The following is a 14671-nucleotide window of genomic DNA, read 5'->3' on the forward strand; positions in this document are numbered from 1 at the left end:
GGGACGCTATAACTTTCGTGGATAAAATGGCGCAACTTTGTCAGGAGAGCCAGCTCATGTCTCAAACTCCCACCCACGCATTGCCGTCTTATCTGAACGCCGAGGACCTCGGCCCCTGGGGCAACTATCTGCAACAAGTCGACCGGGTCACCCCGTATCTTGGTTCGCTGGCGCGTTGGGTCGAGACCCTGAAGCGCCCGAAGCGTTCCCTGATCGTCGATGTGCCGATCGAACTCGACAACGGCAGCATTGCCCACTTCGAGGGCTACCGCGTCCAGCACAACACCTCGCGCGGCCCCGGCAAGGGCGGCGTGCGTTTCCACCAGGACGTCACGCTCTCCGAAGTGATGGCGCTGGCAGCCTGGATGTCGATCAAGAACGCTGCGGTGAACCTGCCTTACGGCGGCGCCAAGGGCGGCGTGCGCGTCGATCCGCGCAAGCTGTCGGCCTCCGAACTCGAGCGCATGACGCGCCGCTACACCTCGGAAATCGGCGTCATCATCGGACCGTCCAAGGACATCCCGGCGCCTGACGTGAACACCAACGCCCAGACCATGGCCTGGATGATGGACACGTACTCCATGAACGAAGGCGCCACCGCCACCGGCGTGGTCACCGGCAAGCCGATCGCGCTGGGCGGCAGCCTGGGCCGCGTGGAAGCCACCGGCCGCGGCGTGTTCGTGGTGGGCTGCGAAGCCGCGCGCGATCTCAACATCGACGTGTCCAAGGCGCGCGTGGTGGTGCAGGGCTTCGGCAACGTGGGCGGCACCGCCGCCCGCCTGTTCCATGAAGCCGGCGCCAAGGTCATCGCCGCGCAGGACCACACCGGCACCGTCCACAATCCCGCGGGCCTGGACGTGCACAAGCTGCTGTCCTACGTGTCGCAACATGGCGGCGTGGGTGGCTTCTCCGGCGGCCAGGCGATGGACAAGAACGAGTTCTGGACGCTGGAAACCGAATTCCTGATCCCGGCCGCCCTGGAAAGCCAGATCACCGTCGACAACGCCGCCAAGGTGCGCGCGAAGATCGTCGTGGAAGGCGCCAACGGCCCGACCACGCCGGAAGCCGACGACATCCTGGCCGAACATGGCGTCTACGTGGTGCCGGACGTGCTGGCCAATGCCGGCGGCGTGACGGTCAGCTACTTCGAATGGGTGCAGGACTTCTCCAGCTTCTTCTGGAGCGAGGACGAGATCAACCAGCGCCTGGAGCGCCTGATGCGCGAAGCCTACGCGTCGGTGTCGCAAGTGGCCAAGGAACACAAGGTCACCCTGCGCACGGCGGCGTTCATCGTCGCTTGCACGCGCATCCTGCAAGCGCGCCAGGTGCGCGGCCTGTACCCCTGATACCCGATACGGCGGGGCGTCCCCGGACGTCACGCCGAGGAGGGCAGGAGACAAAAACGGAAATCGCCCCGCAAGGGGCGATTTCCATTTGCGTGGCTGCAAGCGCATCACGTTGCGCGCATGGATAGCACACCGACATTGCAGGCCTGCGGGCGCCGCGCCCTACGTGGGGGCTGTCGGCAGGACGCCACATCCCCCTCACTTTTTTGCGGCCTAGGGAATTTCCCAGCTTGCGTTACAAGAACTGACACATTGCGTCCCTAGAATTCGTTCCTGCCATGCGCCGAGCGCGCCGCACGCGATGCGTGCCAGCCCGGATGCGCATGTCTGTTCAATCAATGGGAATTTGCAATGAAAAAGACTTTGTTCGTCACCGCCATGCTGGCCGCGTTCGGCGCAACGGCGCAAGCGGAAACCTCGGTGACGCTCTATGGCCTGATCGATACGGGTATCGGCTACCAGCGCATCAAGGGCGATGGTTACCATGAGTCCAAGGTTGGCATGGTCAATGGCGTGTCCAGCGGTTCGCGTTGGGGCCTGCGCGGCGCCGAGGACCTGGGCGACGGCCTGAGCGCCGTGTTCACGCTGGAAAGCGGCTTCAACTCGGCCAACGGCACGTCGGGCCAGAACAGCCGCCTGTTCGGCCGCCAAGCCACCATCGGCCTGAAGAGCACCTCGTGGGGCCTTCTGGAACTGGGTCGTCAGACCAACATCGCCTCGAAGTACTTCGCCGCGATCGATCCGTTCGGCGGCAGCTACGGCCAGGCCAACGTCGGCGTGGCCTTCAGCGCCGCCAACACGGTCCGCTACGACAACATGGTGCAGTACTCGACGCCGTCGTTCAGCGGCCTGCAGTTCGGCATCGGCTACTCGTTCAATGCCTCCGACACGACCACCGCGCAGACCGGCTTCAAGACCGCCGACAACACCCGCGCCATCACGACCGGTCTGCGCTATGTCAGCGGCCCGGTGAACGTGGCGCTGACGTATGACCAGCTGAACCCCGCGAACCAGTTGAACACCGACGCCACGCCCAAATCGTGGATGATCGGCGGTTCGTACGACTTCGAAGTGCTGAAGCTGGCGCTGGCCTACGGCCAGACGCGTGACGGCTGGTTCACCGGCCAGGGCGCCAATGCCTTCGGCAGCGGCAGCCCCACGGCCAAGGGCTTTGGCACCAACGTGGCGGTGTCGGGCTTCAAGGCCAATTCCTACCTGGTGGGCCTGAGCGTGCCGATCGGCGGCGCCAGCAACATCCTGGCTTCGTGGCAGCGCGCCGACACCGACAGCACCAAGCTGACCGGCGACGACGCCACCATGAACATCTACAGCCTGGGCTACACCTACAACCTGTCCAAGCGCACCAACCTGTACGCCTTGGGTTCGTATGCCACCAACTTCGCGTTCACCGACGGCGTGAAGAGCACCGTGGCCATGGTGGGCGTGCGTCACCGCTTCTAAGACGAGAGGCGCGCATGGGCGGCGCTTGGGCGCCGCCCTGCCGCCGCGGTTGCACTGAGCGGACTGGGCGTCTTACCCGGCCACAGACGCGAAAAAAGCGGCCACCTCCCTAGCTCCATCCTCAGTCCGCTCAACCGAACCCCGGCTTGCTGCCGCAGGGAGCGCCCGCGCAGGCCGCGGGCGTTTCCAGGGGCGGCTTATGAAGCCGGCAGCAGCTCAGGCTTCAGGATCCCGCGCAGTTCCGAATACGGAATGTTCAGCTCGGGTTCGCCATGCGAGTACGGCGCGATGGAATAGGCGTCGTACTTGACCACGATGCCCTCGCGCGTCAGCGCATAGTTATCGCTTTCCTGGAACGGCCACATCTTGTTGTAAGCCGTCGGATCGCGGCGCGCATCCGGATTGCCGGCCAGCCACTTGGCATGCGCCTGGCGCAGCGCCGCCACGTATTGCGGATGGCGGCCCGGTATCAAGGCTTCTTCCAGGCTCATCACCCGGCCGCGGCTGCGTTCCCAGTTCAGGTACTGGGTGGCCGGAATGCCGTGCGCCGCGCCGGTGAGGAACTGCTCGGTATGCAGTTCGACGGCCACGATGTCACCCACCGTGTCCTTCACGCTGGCCTTGAAATAAGTGGCGTCGCGCGGGCGGGCCACCGACCAGAAATACTGCGTGTATTCGGACAGCGTGTCGTAGGGGCCGCGGCGGTTGGCGTCGGTGCCGGTCATGTAGGCCAGCACGTGGTCCACCAGCGCGGTCAGCTTGGGGATGCCGGGAAACGCGACGCTGTCGATTTCGATGCGGGGGCAATCGCCCTCGCAGCCCGGCTTGCTGGACGCCCACTTGATGCGCTCGGTGGACAGGTCGCCGACTTTTTCCGGCGTGGACGCCGAGGCCGGAGCCTGCGTGGCCAGGGTGATGTCCGCGGGCGGCGTACTGCCGCAGCCCGCCAAAGCCAGCAGGGCCGCGCCCAGGATGAGACCGCTTATCGCGCCTTGCGGCGTGAATGTGCGACGCATTGAAACTACCTCCAGAAAATCGGGGCGCGGCCGTTCAGGGCACCACGCCGGTCCACTCGGGCGTGGCGAACTTCTCGGCCGCCTGCGCCTGCGCACGCGCCAGCGTGTCGCTGCCTATCTGCCCGGGGGTCAGACGGTGCAGGCCGGCAAAAGTTTCCACCATGCGGTCGATGATCACTTCCCGCGCCAGCCCGGTCTGGGTGCGCAGGGGATCGACGCGCTTCTTGGCGCTGGTGGTGCCTTTGTCGGACAGTTTTTCGCGGCCGATGCGCAGGACCTCGACCATTTTATCCGCGTCGATGTCGTAGGACATGGTGACATGGTGCAGCACTGCGCCGCCGCGGCGGGCCTGCGCCGCGCCGCCGATCTTGCCGATGTCCGAGGCGATGTCGTTGAGCGGCTGGTACCAGGCCTTGATGCCCAGGCCCTGCAGGGCGGTCAGCACCCAGGCGTCCAGGAAGGCGTAGGACTCCTGGAAGCTCATGCCATGCACCAGCGCCTGGGGGGCGCTGAGCGAATAGGTGATGGAGTTGCCGGGTTCCATGAACATCGCGCCGCCGCCGCTCACGCGCCGCACGACCTGGATGCCATGGCGGCGCGCGCCTTCGGGGTCGACTTCGTTCTTCAAGGATTGGAAGCGGCCGATCACGACCGCGGGCGCGGCCCATTCCCAGATGCGCAGCGTGGGCGGACGCAGGCCGGCGCCGACCTCGTCGGTGATGACGGCGTCCAGCGCCATGTGCAGCACCGGGTCCTGCGGCCCTTCATGGATCAGCTGCCAGTCGTAGTCGTTCCAGTCGGTGCGCGTCATGCCAGCGCCCTCCGCAGCACCACGGCAACGGCCTCGGCCGAGAAGCCGAACATTTCGGCATCGGCGGGCAGGGCCGATTGCACGGCCAGCGCCAGTTCCAGTTCGCCGGCGTCGGCCGGCAGGCCGTTCAGGCCGCTATTGATGGCGTCCAGCGCCTCGGGCGGCTCAAGAAAAAAGTCGCCGCTGATGCGCACGTCGGCCAGGCGGCCGTCGCGCACTTCCAGATCCGCGACGACCAGTTTGCCGCCGGGGACTTTGTATTCGCCATGCATGGGCGCTCCTTGCTGTATCAGTACCAAAAACTACAGGCTGAGCTTCATGCCGTCATGGCTGGCTTTGAAGCCCAGGCTTTCATAGAACCTGCGCGCGTCGGGCCGGGCGCGGTCCGTGGTCAGCTGCACCAGGCTGCAGCCCTGGATGCGGCATTGCTCGATCGCCCATTCGAACATCTTGCGTCCGAGGCCCGCGCCGCGCGACGACGAGGCGATGCGCACGCTCTCGATCTGTCCGCGCCATTGGCCCAGCCGCGACAGGCCGGGTATGAACGATAACTGCAAACAGCCGACCAGGTTCGAGTCCTGCTCGACCACGGCCAGGAATTGATTGGGGTCCTGGCCGATTGCGGCAAAGGCGGCAGCATAGCGCGGGTCCAGCGGCAGCGCGGGATTCTCGCGCGTGGCGCCGAGTTCATCGTCGGCCAGCAGGGCGACGATGGCCGGCAGATCCCCCAGGCGCGCGCGGCGGAAAACCAGTTGCGGGTCGGGCATGGCGGCTCCTTCAGCGGGTGGTGTTCTGGGCGGTCTGGCCGAACAGGATGCGGCGCGATTCCTCGTCGCTGATGGACGGCGCCGTGTTGATGGTGTCGGCCAGGGCATAGGCGCGCTGCGTGGCGGGGCGGGCCGCGATGGCGTCGAACCAGCGCTTGAGGTGCGGGAACTCGTTCAGGTCCTGCCCCTGCTTGGCGTGCGGCACGATCCAGGGATAGGCCGCCATGTCGGCGATGGAATAGTCGCCGGCGACGAACTCGCGGTCCGCCAGGCGCTTGTTCAGCACGCCGTAGAGGCGGTTCGTTTCCTTGACGTAGCGGTCGATGGCGTAAGGGATGCGCTCTTGCGCGTAGCCGGAAAAGTGGTGGTTCTGGCCGGCCATGGGACCCAGGCCGCCCATCTGCCAGAAGAGCCACTGCGACACTTCAGCGCGGCCGCGCACGTCGGCGGGCAGGAATCGGCCGGTTTTCTCGGCCAGATACAGCAGGATGGCGCCCGACTCGAACAGCGAGATCGGCGCGCCGCCGCCGGCCGGGGCCTGGTCGACGATGGCGGGAATGCGGTTGTTCGGGGCAATGGCCAGGAACTCGGGCTTGAACTGATCGCCGCGGCTGATGTTCACCGGATGGATCTTGTAGGGCAGGCCGGTTTCTTCGAGGAACAGCGTGATCTTGTGGCCGTTGGGGGTGGTCCAGTAGTAGAGATCGATCATGGGATGTCCTGTGCGTCGCGCCGGCGGCGGCCGGCGCAGGGAAAGGCCATGATAGCGGGGCCGGCTTCGCGCCGGCCCCAATAACCGGGGGGCGGGTACGGGTTTGCCCCGGGGGCTTGCCCTGGCAGCGGCCCGCGTTCAGGCCGTGCCCGCGCGCGGCCGCCCCGGCAGGCGCCAGCTCCAGTTCAGGCTTACGCCCGCCGCCGCCAGGAAGATCATGGCCACGCCCGCGATCTGCGTGGCGTCCATGCGGTGGCCGTAGACCATGAAGTCCAGCAGGATCGCGACGGCAGGATAGATGAAGCTCAATGCGGCGGTGGACGTGGTAGGCAGCTTCTGGATGGCCGAATACATCAGGATGTACATCAGGCAGGTGTGGATCAGCCCCAGGGCCACCAGGTAGCCCCATTGCAGCGGCGCGGCGGGCAGGGCGTTGAAGTCCGCCATGGGCAGCAGCATCACCGCGCCCAGCGTCACCTGCACCAGCGCCAGCACCTGCGGCGGAATGTGCTTGAGCCGCTTGACGATGATGGCGGTGACGCCATAGAGCGCCGCCGCGCCCAGCCCCAGCATCAGCCCCGACAGATAGGCGCGGCCGTCCGCGCCGCCAGCTTCGGACAGGCGCAGCACCAGCATCAGGCCGGCGAAGGCCAGCACCGACCAGGCCAGCTTGCCGCGCGTGGGCCGCTCGCCCAGGAACAGCACGCCCAGGCCGATCAGGAAGAAGGGCTGCACGTTGTAGACCGCGGTGGCCAGCGAAATGGACGCCAGCCGATAGGCGGAAAACAGCAGCACCCAGTTCAGCACCAGCGCGGCGCCCGCGGCCAGGGCCAGCATCAGCGTGCGGGCGGTGAACAGGCCCGGCTTGAGCAGGCCGCGCGCCCAGCAATACACAAACAGGGAGAGGGCGCCGAACACGCAGCGGAAGAAGACCACGTTCCAGGCGCTTTGCCCCGACTCCAGCACAAACACGCCGAGGGTGCCGGACAGGGTCATCGCCGCGGCCATCTGGGCCAGGCCCACGCGTTCTGATGAGGGATTCATGAGGGTTCTCCAGGGCCTTGCGGCCACGATATTCGATGGAGAAATTATCCCAGGCGGATCAAGCTGGTTATATGATGTTGATGTGGTGAATCGATTCCGAAACCTTTGTTTAGGTGGAATTTATGCAAAACGACCTAAAAAGTGAAAACCCGGTCCTGGACGGTATCGACCGCCGCCTGGTGGAGATGCTGACCACCAATGCGCGCACCACCACGGCCGACCTGGCGCGCCAGGTCGGGATGTCCGCGCCCAGCGTCGCGGACCGCCTGCGGCGGCTGGAAGAATCGGGCGTGATCCGGGCCTACACCCTGGACGTGGACCCGGTCGCGTTGGGCTACGCGCTGGAGGCCATCGTCCGCATCCGCCCCTTGCCCGGGCAGCTGCGCCACGTGGAAGGCCTGATCCAGCAGATTCCGGAATTCGTGGAATGCGACAAGGTGACGGGCGACGATTGCTTCATCGCCCGCGTGGTGCTGCGCTCGATCTCGCATCTGGACGGCATCCTGGAGCGCGTGACCGAATTTGCGGAAACCAATACCGCCATCGTCAAGTCCCACACGGTGCGCCGCCGGCTGCCGCCGCTGCGCTGACGCGCGGCTCAGACCGGCGCGGACAGCGCCTTTTCGATGTCGTCCTTGATGCCGGCCGGGGTGTCGGTGGGCGCGTAGCGCTTGATGACCTGGCCGTCGCGGCCCACCAGGAACTTGGTGAAGTTCCACTTGATGCCCTCGGTGCCGAAGACGCCGGGCTTCTCGCCCTTGAGCCAGCGGTAGAGCGGGTGGGCGTCCTCGCCGTTGACGTTGATCTTGGCGTAGAGCGGAAAGGTGATGTCGTACTGCGTGCTGCAGAAATTGCGGATTTCGGCTTCGTCGCCGGGTTCCTGGTGGCCGAACTGGTCGCAAGGAAAACCCAGCACCGCGAAACCATCGTCGTGGAACGAGCGGTAGAGTTCTTCCAGGCCGGCGTACTGCGGCGTGAAGCCGCATTTGGAGGCCACGTTCACCACCAGCAGCACGCGGCCGCGGTACGTGTCCAGGGACTGTTCCGTGCCGTCGATGGCGCGGGCGGAAAAATCGTAGAGGGTGCTCATGCGGGCTCCTTAGGCGTCCGAACGCGAGGGCGTCAGCGCGCCGGCTTGTTGTCCAGCGAGTGTAGCCCCGGCATCGCGGCCGTAGTAGCGCGTACCCCACAAGGTCAGCAGCAGGACGGCGGCGGTGATGCCGGCCGACATCCAGGGCAGGTCTGTCAGCGGCAGGCCGTGGCCCAGCGCCACGCTGCCCAGCCAGGCGCCGCCCGCATTGCCCAGGTTGAAGGCGCCCTGATTGAGGGTCGACGCCAGGTTGGGCGCGTCGGCCGCCTGGTCCACGATCAGCGTCTGCAGCAAAGGCACGACGGCAAAGCCCAGCACGCCCCAGATGAAGGTCATGACCAGCATGGGCGCCAGCGCGTGGATGGCCTGGCTGAGCGCCAGGAAGACCAGCAGCAGGCCGATGAAAATGCGGCGAAGCGACACTTCCAGGTTGCGGTCGCCCAGCTTGCCACCCAGGGTGCTGCCCACGGTCAGCGCCACGCCGAAGAGCAGCAGCACGCCGGTGACGCCGCGTTCGGACACGCCGGTCACTTCGCGCAAGAGCGGCGCGATGTACGTCAGCACACAGAACAGCGCCGCGGAGGCCAGCACGCTGGCGGCCAGCGGCCAGACCACGCGCACGTCGCGCAGCACCTTGAATTCGCGCAGGATGTTGCCGGGCTGCATGGGGATGCGGGCCGGCAGCCAGGCGGCCAGCGCGGCCACGGCCAGCAAACCGATGCCGCTGACCACCCAGAAAGTCGAGCGCCATCCGGCCACCTGGCCCAGCGCCGTGCCCAGCGGCACGCCCAGCACGTTGGCCAGCGTCAGGCCGGTGAACATCAGCGCAATGGCGCTGGCGCGCTGGTTGCGCGGCACCAGGTCCGCGGCCACCACGGCTCCCAGGCCGAAGAAAGCGCCATGGCAGAAGGCGGTGAACACGCGCGCCGCCATCAGCAGCGCGTAGTTCGGCGCCAGCGCGCACAGCAGGTTGCCCACCACGAAGGTGCTGGCCAGGCCGATCAGCGTGGCCTTGCGCGGCAGCCTGGCGGTGAGGATGGCCATGATGGGCGCGCCGATCACCACGCCCATGGCGTAACCGGTGATCAGCAGGCCTGCGACGTCAATGCTGACTTGCAGGTCGGCGGCGACGTTGGGCAGCAGGCCCATGATGACGAACTCGCTGGTGCCGATGCCGAAAGCGGCGGCGGCCAGCGCGATAAGGTGCAGGGGCATGGGACAGGGCCGGGACGAAAGGAAGGCGCCGGCGCAAAGAGAAGGCAAGGGCGGAATTCTAGGGCAGCGCCGCGCAAGCGTCGGGGGAAAGCCCTATTCTGAATAAGGGTATACCCTTAAATTGACGCGACGCGGGCCTTTGGTCCGGACCGGCCGCGACGTCGCCAAGGGCTTGCGCGGCGCGGGGCCATTGGGCGGGTTTCGCCGCAGCCGTCCTATCATGTCCATCAGATCCAAATGCGCGCGCTGTAGGAGAAATCGGCAATGGAAGGAATGATTGAACGCCTGGAGGCGATGCTGGCCAAGGGCACGGACAACATGCTGCTGCGTTTTTCGCTGGGAAAGGCCTACGCGGAGCAGGATTGCTTCGCCGATGCCGAGCCCCATCTGCGCGCGGCGCTGGCATTCGATCCCGCCTATTCGGTGGCCTGGAAATGGCTGGGCAAGGCGTGCCTGGGACAGGGCGACAAGAGCGGCGCGCGCGCCGCCTGGGAATCGGGCCTGCAGGCCGCGCAGGCGCGCGGCGATCAGCAGGTGGTGAAGGAGTTGCAGGTGTTCATCAAGCGCTTGGACAAGGAGGCTGCGGCTGGGCACGCGTGAGCCGGAATACCTCGATGGCGTGGCGCAGCTCCTCGGTTTCGGCCCGCTGCGCAACCGTCCCAGGCGCATCCGCTATGCCGGTGTGCACGTCGCGGGCCAGGCCGACCAGATTCCTGCGCGTGGCCTCCAGCGAAAATCTTAATGCGCCGATCTCATCGTCCGGATTGCCCGGCGCCAGCGGCGTGCCCAGATTGCCGGCCGCGATCTGCCGCGTGAAGTCGGTGGCCGTGGCCAACAGGCCGGACAGGGAGCGGCCATAGGCCCAACCCGATGCGAAGATCAGGCAGACGCCAGCGGCCAGCACTGCCGTGGCCAAGGCCAGTTGCTCGATATTCAGGTTGGCCGCCATGCCATGCAGCGCGAAGCCGCCGGCGGCCAGGAACAGCGCGGACGAAAGTCCCGCCCAGGCCAGCATGCGCGCGCGTATGCCCGACGCCCGCCAGTCGCGCAGACGCGCCAGCGGGCCTCCGGGCAGGATCCGCCCCGCGCGCAACCGCAAGCCGCCGGTAATGCCGGTGCGCAGGCGCCGGTAGGCGCTGTCCGCGGTGTCGATCTGGGCGCGCGTTGGTTTGACGCGCACGCAGGCATAGCAGACGGTGACGCCTCGCTCCACCACCGGGGTGATGCTGGCCAGCGACCAATAGTGGCCGCCATGCTTGCGCCGGTTCTTGATCACGCCCGTCCATGACTGGCCCCGCTGTATCGTGCGCCACAAGTCGTCGTAGGCGGCCAGCGGCATGTCGGGATGCCGCATGGTGTCATGGCCCTTGCCCATCAGATCCGCCTGCGTGTAGCCGCTGACCTCCAGGAACGCCGGATTGGCGTAGATGATGCGGCCGCGCGCGTCGGTGCGGGTGATGAGGCACTGCTCGTCGTGCAGCGTGTATTCCTGGTCGTGGACCTGCGGATGGTCGCGCATGGCTGTGTCGTCCTGCGATCGGCGTTGGCGGAATGTCGTAGACCGATCATCCGGGACGCGGACGGAAGCGGCGTTGACCTAGGTCAAGCGGGGCCGACGTCGTTCCCGCTCGCGGCCAGCGTCTCAGGCCGGCGGCAGCCCGCTGAACGCCTCCAGCGCGCGCAACCGGCTCTGGGCCAGGTCGACAATGGGCAGCGGATAGCCGGCGGCGGCGCGCTCCATCGGGCTGGGATCATGGATGGCGCGGCCGTCCAGATGCGCCAGTTCCGGCAGCCATTCGCGCAGGAACACGCCGTCCGGATCGAACTTGCGCGACTGCGACAGCGGATTGAAGATGCGGAAGTAGGGCACGGCGTCCGCGCCCGTGGACGCGCTCCATTGCCAGCCGCCGTTGTTGGCGGCGAGATCGCCGTCCACCAGCTGCGCCATGAACCAGGCTTCGCCCAGCCGCCAATCGATCAGCAGGTTCTTGGACAGGAACATGGCCGTCACCATGCGCAGGCGGTTGTGCATCCAGCCCAGCGCCAGCAACTGCCGCATGGCCGCGTCGACGATGGGAATGCCGGTCTGGCCCTGCTGCCAGGCATGCAGGTCCTCAGGCGCGTCGCGCCACGGCACCGCGGCGGTCTCCGGCTTCATGGGCTGGTGCATGGACAGCGCCGGGTAGGCGGCCAATAGATGCTGATAGAACTCGCGCCACAGCAATTCGTTGATCCAGGTGGCGGCGCCGCGCTTCCCGCCCTCTATTTCCCCGTGGTTTGCGGCCTGCGCCGCGCGCAAGGCCTGGCCCGGCGACAGCACCCCCGCCGCCAGATAGGGCGACAGGCAGCTGGTGGCGGGCAGCGAGGGAAAATCGCGTTCTTCCTGGTAGGCGTCGATGACGCCGTCGGCAAAGGCTTCGAGGCGTTCGCTGGCCGCGTCCTCGCCAGCGGGCCAGAGCGCGCGCACAGGCTCGGCGGGCGCAGCGAAACCCTCGAAGGCCGCGGGCAGCGGATCCGCCGGCCAGGGCGGCGGGGTCTGCGCGCGCGGGGCGGGCAGGGCGCGCAGCGGCGCCGTGCGCAGCCGTTCGCGGCAGGCCCGCGCGTATGGGGTATAGACGCGGTAGCACTCGCCCTTGCCGGTCAGCACCGTGCCGGGCCGCAGCAGCGAAGCGCCATGATGCAGGGTCCAGTCCACGCCCAGGGCTCGCAGGCTGGCGGCGACCGCGGCATCGCGGCGGCGTTCGTTGACGGCCCATTCGGCGTTGGCGTGGACCTGGCCGATGGCGTGGTCGCGGCAGAAAGCGGCCAGCGCGTCCGGCGCCTCGCTCCAGTCATGCACCGTCAGCAGCCGCAACGGAATGCCCAGGCGGCCGAGTTCGCGAGACAGTTCGCGCAGATTGCGCAGCCAGAAATCCACCTTGGCCGGCGCGTCGCCGTGCTGCCGCCATTGGCCGGGCGCGGCCAGGAACAGGGCGGTGACCGTGCCGGCTTCGGCGGCCGCGGCCAGGGCAGGGTTGTCATGCGCGCGCAGGTCGGTGCGCAGCCAAAGCAGCGTGTTCATGGGTGGTCCAGGGCAGGGGCGGCGAGGCTGGCATTCTATATTGCGCCCGCCGCGCGGACGCGCCGGCAGACCGGCCTTGGAAGACGATGTAAAAACTACGAGTAGATGTGTCCTGGCTTGCGCCGGCTGGCGCCGCGGGCCTCGCGGGGGAAAGCGGCCGGCGCGGCCGGATTGCGCCGCTTTGCGGTCAAACCATGAAACACGCTGGCGCGCCGCGGATATTGACGCCGCCTGGTCCCCGTCCTGTAATTCAAATAAACGACTAGAGCAAGATGAACGCTATGGGAAATCTGATGGACCTACGCCCGTCTTTTCTGAGGGGCCGCACACCCGCAGGCAACGCGTCCCGCGACGTCTTGCAAAAACTCTGGCGCTCGGTGGATCTGCCCGGCGAATCGCTGGACCATGTGGTGTTGACTGGCGCCGATCCGGTACTCCCATCGTCCTTCGCTGTCGGCATGGCGGCGCAGACCAGCATGGCCGCGGCCGCGCTGGCCGCCGCGGAGATCTGGAATCTGCGCGGCGGCGCCAGGCAGCAGGTCGGCGTCGACATGCTGCACGCCGCGCAGGAATGCCGCAGCCACTACACCATCAACGGCATCACGCCCAATCCCTGGGACCCCATCACCGGGCTGTACCGCTGCGGCGACGGCGGCTGGGTCCGAATCCATGCCAATTTCGCTCATCACCGCGATGGCGCGCTGGCGCTGCTGGGCTGTCCGGCCGGCGAAGACACTACCCGCGCGATGGTCGAGCGCGCCTTGAGCCGCTGGAAGGCCCTGGACTTCGAACAGGTGGCCGCCGACGCGGGCCTGCCCGTGGCCGCCATGCGCAGCTTCGACGAATGGGACCGCCACCCCCAAGCCCTGGCGGTGGCCGCGCAGCCCCTGCTGACCATCGAGCGCATCGGCGAAGCCGATCCGCGTCCCTTGCCCAAGTACGGCAATGGCGCCCGGCCGCTCAAGGACATCCGCGTGCTGGACCTGACCCGCATCATCGCCGGCCCGGTCTGCGGACGGGCGCTGGCGGCGTACGGCGCCGATGTGATGCTGCTCAATTCCCCGCATCTGCCCAACATCGACAACATCATCGATACCAGCCGCGGCAAGCTGTCGGTGCTGGCCGATCTGGATACGGCCGACGGCCGCATCGCGCTGGGCAACCTGCTGCGCAGCGCGCACGTGTTCGTGCAGGGCTACCGCCCCGGCGGCCTGGCCGCGCTGGGCTTCGGCCCGCAGGACGCGGCGCGCATCCGTCCGGGCATTGTCTACGTGTCCTTGACCGCCTATGGCGACAAAGGTCCCTGGGCCGGCCGCCGCGGCTTCGATTCCCTGGTGCAGACCGCTACGGGCTTCAACCACGCCGAGGCGCAGGCCGCGGGCCAGGACACGCCCAAGCCCATGCCCATGCAGATCCTGGACCATGCCTCGGGCTACCTGATGGCGTTTGGCGCGCAAGCCGCGCTGGCGCGCCAAATGACCGAAGGCGGCAGCTGGCATGTGCGCGTGTCGCTGGCGCAGACCGCGCATTGGCTGCGCGGCCTGGGCCGTGTCGAGGGCGGCCTGGCCTGTCCGATGCCGGGTTTCGAGGGCCTGCTGGAAACCGAGCCCTCCGGCTTTGGCGAACTGGTGGCTCTGCGCCACGCCGCTCAGTTCTCCGATACGCCGGCCCGCTGGACGCGTCCGTCCAGCCCGCCCGGCACGCATCCGCCGGTCTGGCCATTCAACTAGAAACACCCGCTCAAGCCTGCGCGCCGCCGGCGTCTGGCTGGAAGCAGCGCGTCTCCAAGCAAGGGCCGCGGTTTCATCTGCGGTTCTGTCTGATTTTCATGTAAGCGCCTCAGCACGGCCCCGGAGCCTGTGGCCGGCGCTCTGCCTGCACTTCTTGCGTCCAGCCATGGCTGAGGCGCTTCCATCTCTTCCCACGCAAGCCCGCCCGATACCGCCATGCGCAGCTATCGGGTTTTCTGTTATGGAATCAATAAATTACATATTGATATCAACAGTCATATAAATAGCATGTCGTCATATTTTGTCATTGTTAAGTAACAACCAGAATCCCCGGGTGTAGTCGCTGGGAGTGCGCGCAGGACTTCGTCCTGGATGTGGCTCAGAACGGATCCGCCGACGCCGCAGTTCAGTAGCTTGG

General features: G+C 67.1%; 15 protein-coding genes. 5 read left to right on the top strand and 10 right to left on the bottom strand.

Annotation, left to right across the window (positions count from 1 at the left end; translation table 11 throughout):
- Window positions 1-56: 56 nt before the first annotated feature.
- The gene (locus tag DXK93_RS21895) at window positions 57-1346 is read left to right on the top strand and encodes a Glu/Leu/Phe/Val dehydrogenase (protein WP_054456766.1); all 1290 of its coding nucleotides are present in this window, start codon (window positions 57-59) and stop codon (window positions 1344-1346) included.
- A gap of 351 nt (window positions 1347-1697) precedes the next feature.
- Window positions 1698-2807 carry a porin gene (locus DXK93_RS21900; protein ID WP_054456767.1) on the top strand — a complete coding sequence of 370 codons (1110 nt, stop codon included), beginning with the start codon at window positions 1698-1700 and terminating at the stop codon, window positions 2805-2807.
- A gap of 197 nt (window positions 2808-3004) precedes the next feature.
- On the opposite strand, the gene DXK93_RS21905 is transcribed toward DXK93_RS21900, so the two are convergent.
- From DXK93_RS21905 to DXK93_RS21930, 6 genes are all read right to left on the bottom strand, one after another.
- Window positions 3005-3823 (bottom strand): RsiV family protein, encoded by an 819-nt coding sequence (locus tag DXK93_RS21905; protein WP_119451094.1) that lies wholly within the window; start codon window positions 3821-3823, stop codon window positions 3005-3007.
- Between the two features lie 34 nt (window positions 3824-3857).
- Window positions 3858-4634: a biotin/lipoate A/B protein ligase family protein gene (locus DXK93_RS21910; RefSeq protein ID WP_054456769.1), complete on the bottom strand. Its 777-nt coding sequence runs from the start codon at window positions 4632-4634 to the stop codon at window positions 3858-3860.
- Window positions 4631-4906, bottom strand: coding sequence for a lipoate protein ligase C-terminal domain-containing protein (locus tag DXK93_RS21915; RefSeq protein WP_013393496.1), 276 nt, complete (start codon window positions 4904-4906; stop codon window positions 4631-4633). Before DXK93_RS21915 ends, DXK93_RS21910 begins: the two co-directional genes overlap by 4 nt.
- 30 nt (window positions 4907-4936) lie before the next feature.
- The gene (locus DXK93_RS21920; RefSeq protein WP_054456770.1) at window positions 4937-5401 is read right to left on the bottom strand and encodes a GNAT family N-acetyltransferase; all 465 of its coding nucleotides are present in this window, start codon (window positions 5399-5401) and stop codon (window positions 4937-4939) included.
- A 10-nt stretch (window positions 5402-5411) separates the two neighbouring features.
- The gene (locus DXK93_RS21925) at window positions 5412-6113 is read right to left on the bottom strand and encodes a glutathione binding-like protein (protein WP_119451095.1); all 702 of its coding nucleotides are present in this window, start codon (window positions 6111-6113) and stop codon (window positions 5412-5414) included.
- Window positions 6114-6251: 138 nt separating this feature from the next.
- Window positions 6252-7157 (bottom strand): DMT family transporter, encoded by a 906-nt coding sequence (locus DXK93_RS21930; protein ID WP_054456772.1) that lies wholly within the window; start codon window positions 7155-7157, stop codon window positions 6252-6254.
- Between the two features lie 122 nt (window positions 7158-7279).
- Between DXK93_RS21930 and DXK93_RS21935 the strand changes: the two genes are divergently transcribed.
- Window positions 7280-7747: an Lrp/AsnC family transcriptional regulator gene (locus DXK93_RS21935; protein WP_054456773.1), complete on the top strand. Its 468-nt coding sequence runs from the start codon at window positions 7280-7282 to the stop codon at window positions 7745-7747.
- An 8-nt stretch (window positions 7748-7755) separates the two neighbouring features.
- Here DXK93_RS21935 and DXK93_RS21940 read toward each other — a convergent pair whose 3' ends face one another.
- Window positions 7756-8247 carry a glutathione peroxidase gene (locus DXK93_RS21940; RefSeq protein ID WP_059380299.1) on the bottom strand — a complete coding sequence of 164 codons (492 nt, stop codon included), beginning with the start codon at window positions 8245-8247 and terminating at the stop codon, window positions 7756-7758.
- A gap of 9 nt (window positions 8248-8256) precedes the next feature.
- Window positions 8257-9462 carry an MFS transporter gene (locus DXK93_RS21945; RefSeq protein ID WP_054456775.1) on the bottom strand — a complete coding sequence of 402 codons (1206 nt, stop codon included), beginning with the start codon at window positions 9460-9462 and terminating at the stop codon, window positions 8257-8259.
- A 264-nt stretch (window positions 9463-9726) separates the two neighbouring features.
- Between DXK93_RS21945 and DXK93_RS21950 the strand changes: the two genes are divergently transcribed.
- Window positions 9727-10062 carry a tetratricopeptide repeat protein gene (locus tag DXK93_RS21950; protein ID WP_082401201.1) on the top strand — a complete coding sequence of 112 codons (336 nt, stop codon included), beginning with the start codon at window positions 9727-9729 and terminating at the stop codon, window positions 10060-10062.
- On the opposite strand, the gene DXK93_RS21955 is transcribed toward DXK93_RS21950, so the two are convergent.
- Both DXK93_RS21955 and phrB read right to left on the bottom strand, forming a co-directional pair.
- A complete protein-coding gene (locus tag DXK93_RS21955) occupies window positions 10022-10981 on the bottom strand; it encodes a PAS domain-containing protein (protein WP_119451096.1) in 960 nt (319 codons plus the stop codon). The two genes, DXK93_RS21950 and DXK93_RS21955, sit on opposite strands and share 41 nt — an antisense overlap.
- 123 nt (window positions 10982-11104) lie before the next feature.
- Window positions 11105-12523 carry a deoxyribodipyrimidine photo-lyase gene (gene phrB, locus DXK93_RS21960; protein ID WP_119451097.1) on the bottom strand — a complete coding sequence of 473 codons (1419 nt, stop codon included), beginning with the start codon at window positions 12521-12523 and terminating at the stop codon, window positions 11105-11107.
- A 281-nt stretch (window positions 12524-12804) separates the two neighbouring features.
- Between phrB and DXK93_RS21965 the strand changes: the two genes are divergently transcribed.
- The gene (locus tag DXK93_RS21965; protein ID WP_119451098.1) at window positions 12805-14253 is read left to right on the top strand and encodes a CoA transferase; all 1449 of its coding nucleotides are present in this window, start codon (window positions 12805-12807) and stop codon (window positions 14251-14253) included.
- Window positions 14254-14671 lie beyond the last annotated feature (418 nt).

Source organism: Achromobacter sp. K91 (genome assembly GCF_003576205.1).
Lineage (GTDB): Bacteria > Pseudomonadota > Gammaproteobacteria > Burkholderiales > Burkholderiaceae_B > Achromobacter > Achromobacter aegrifaciens.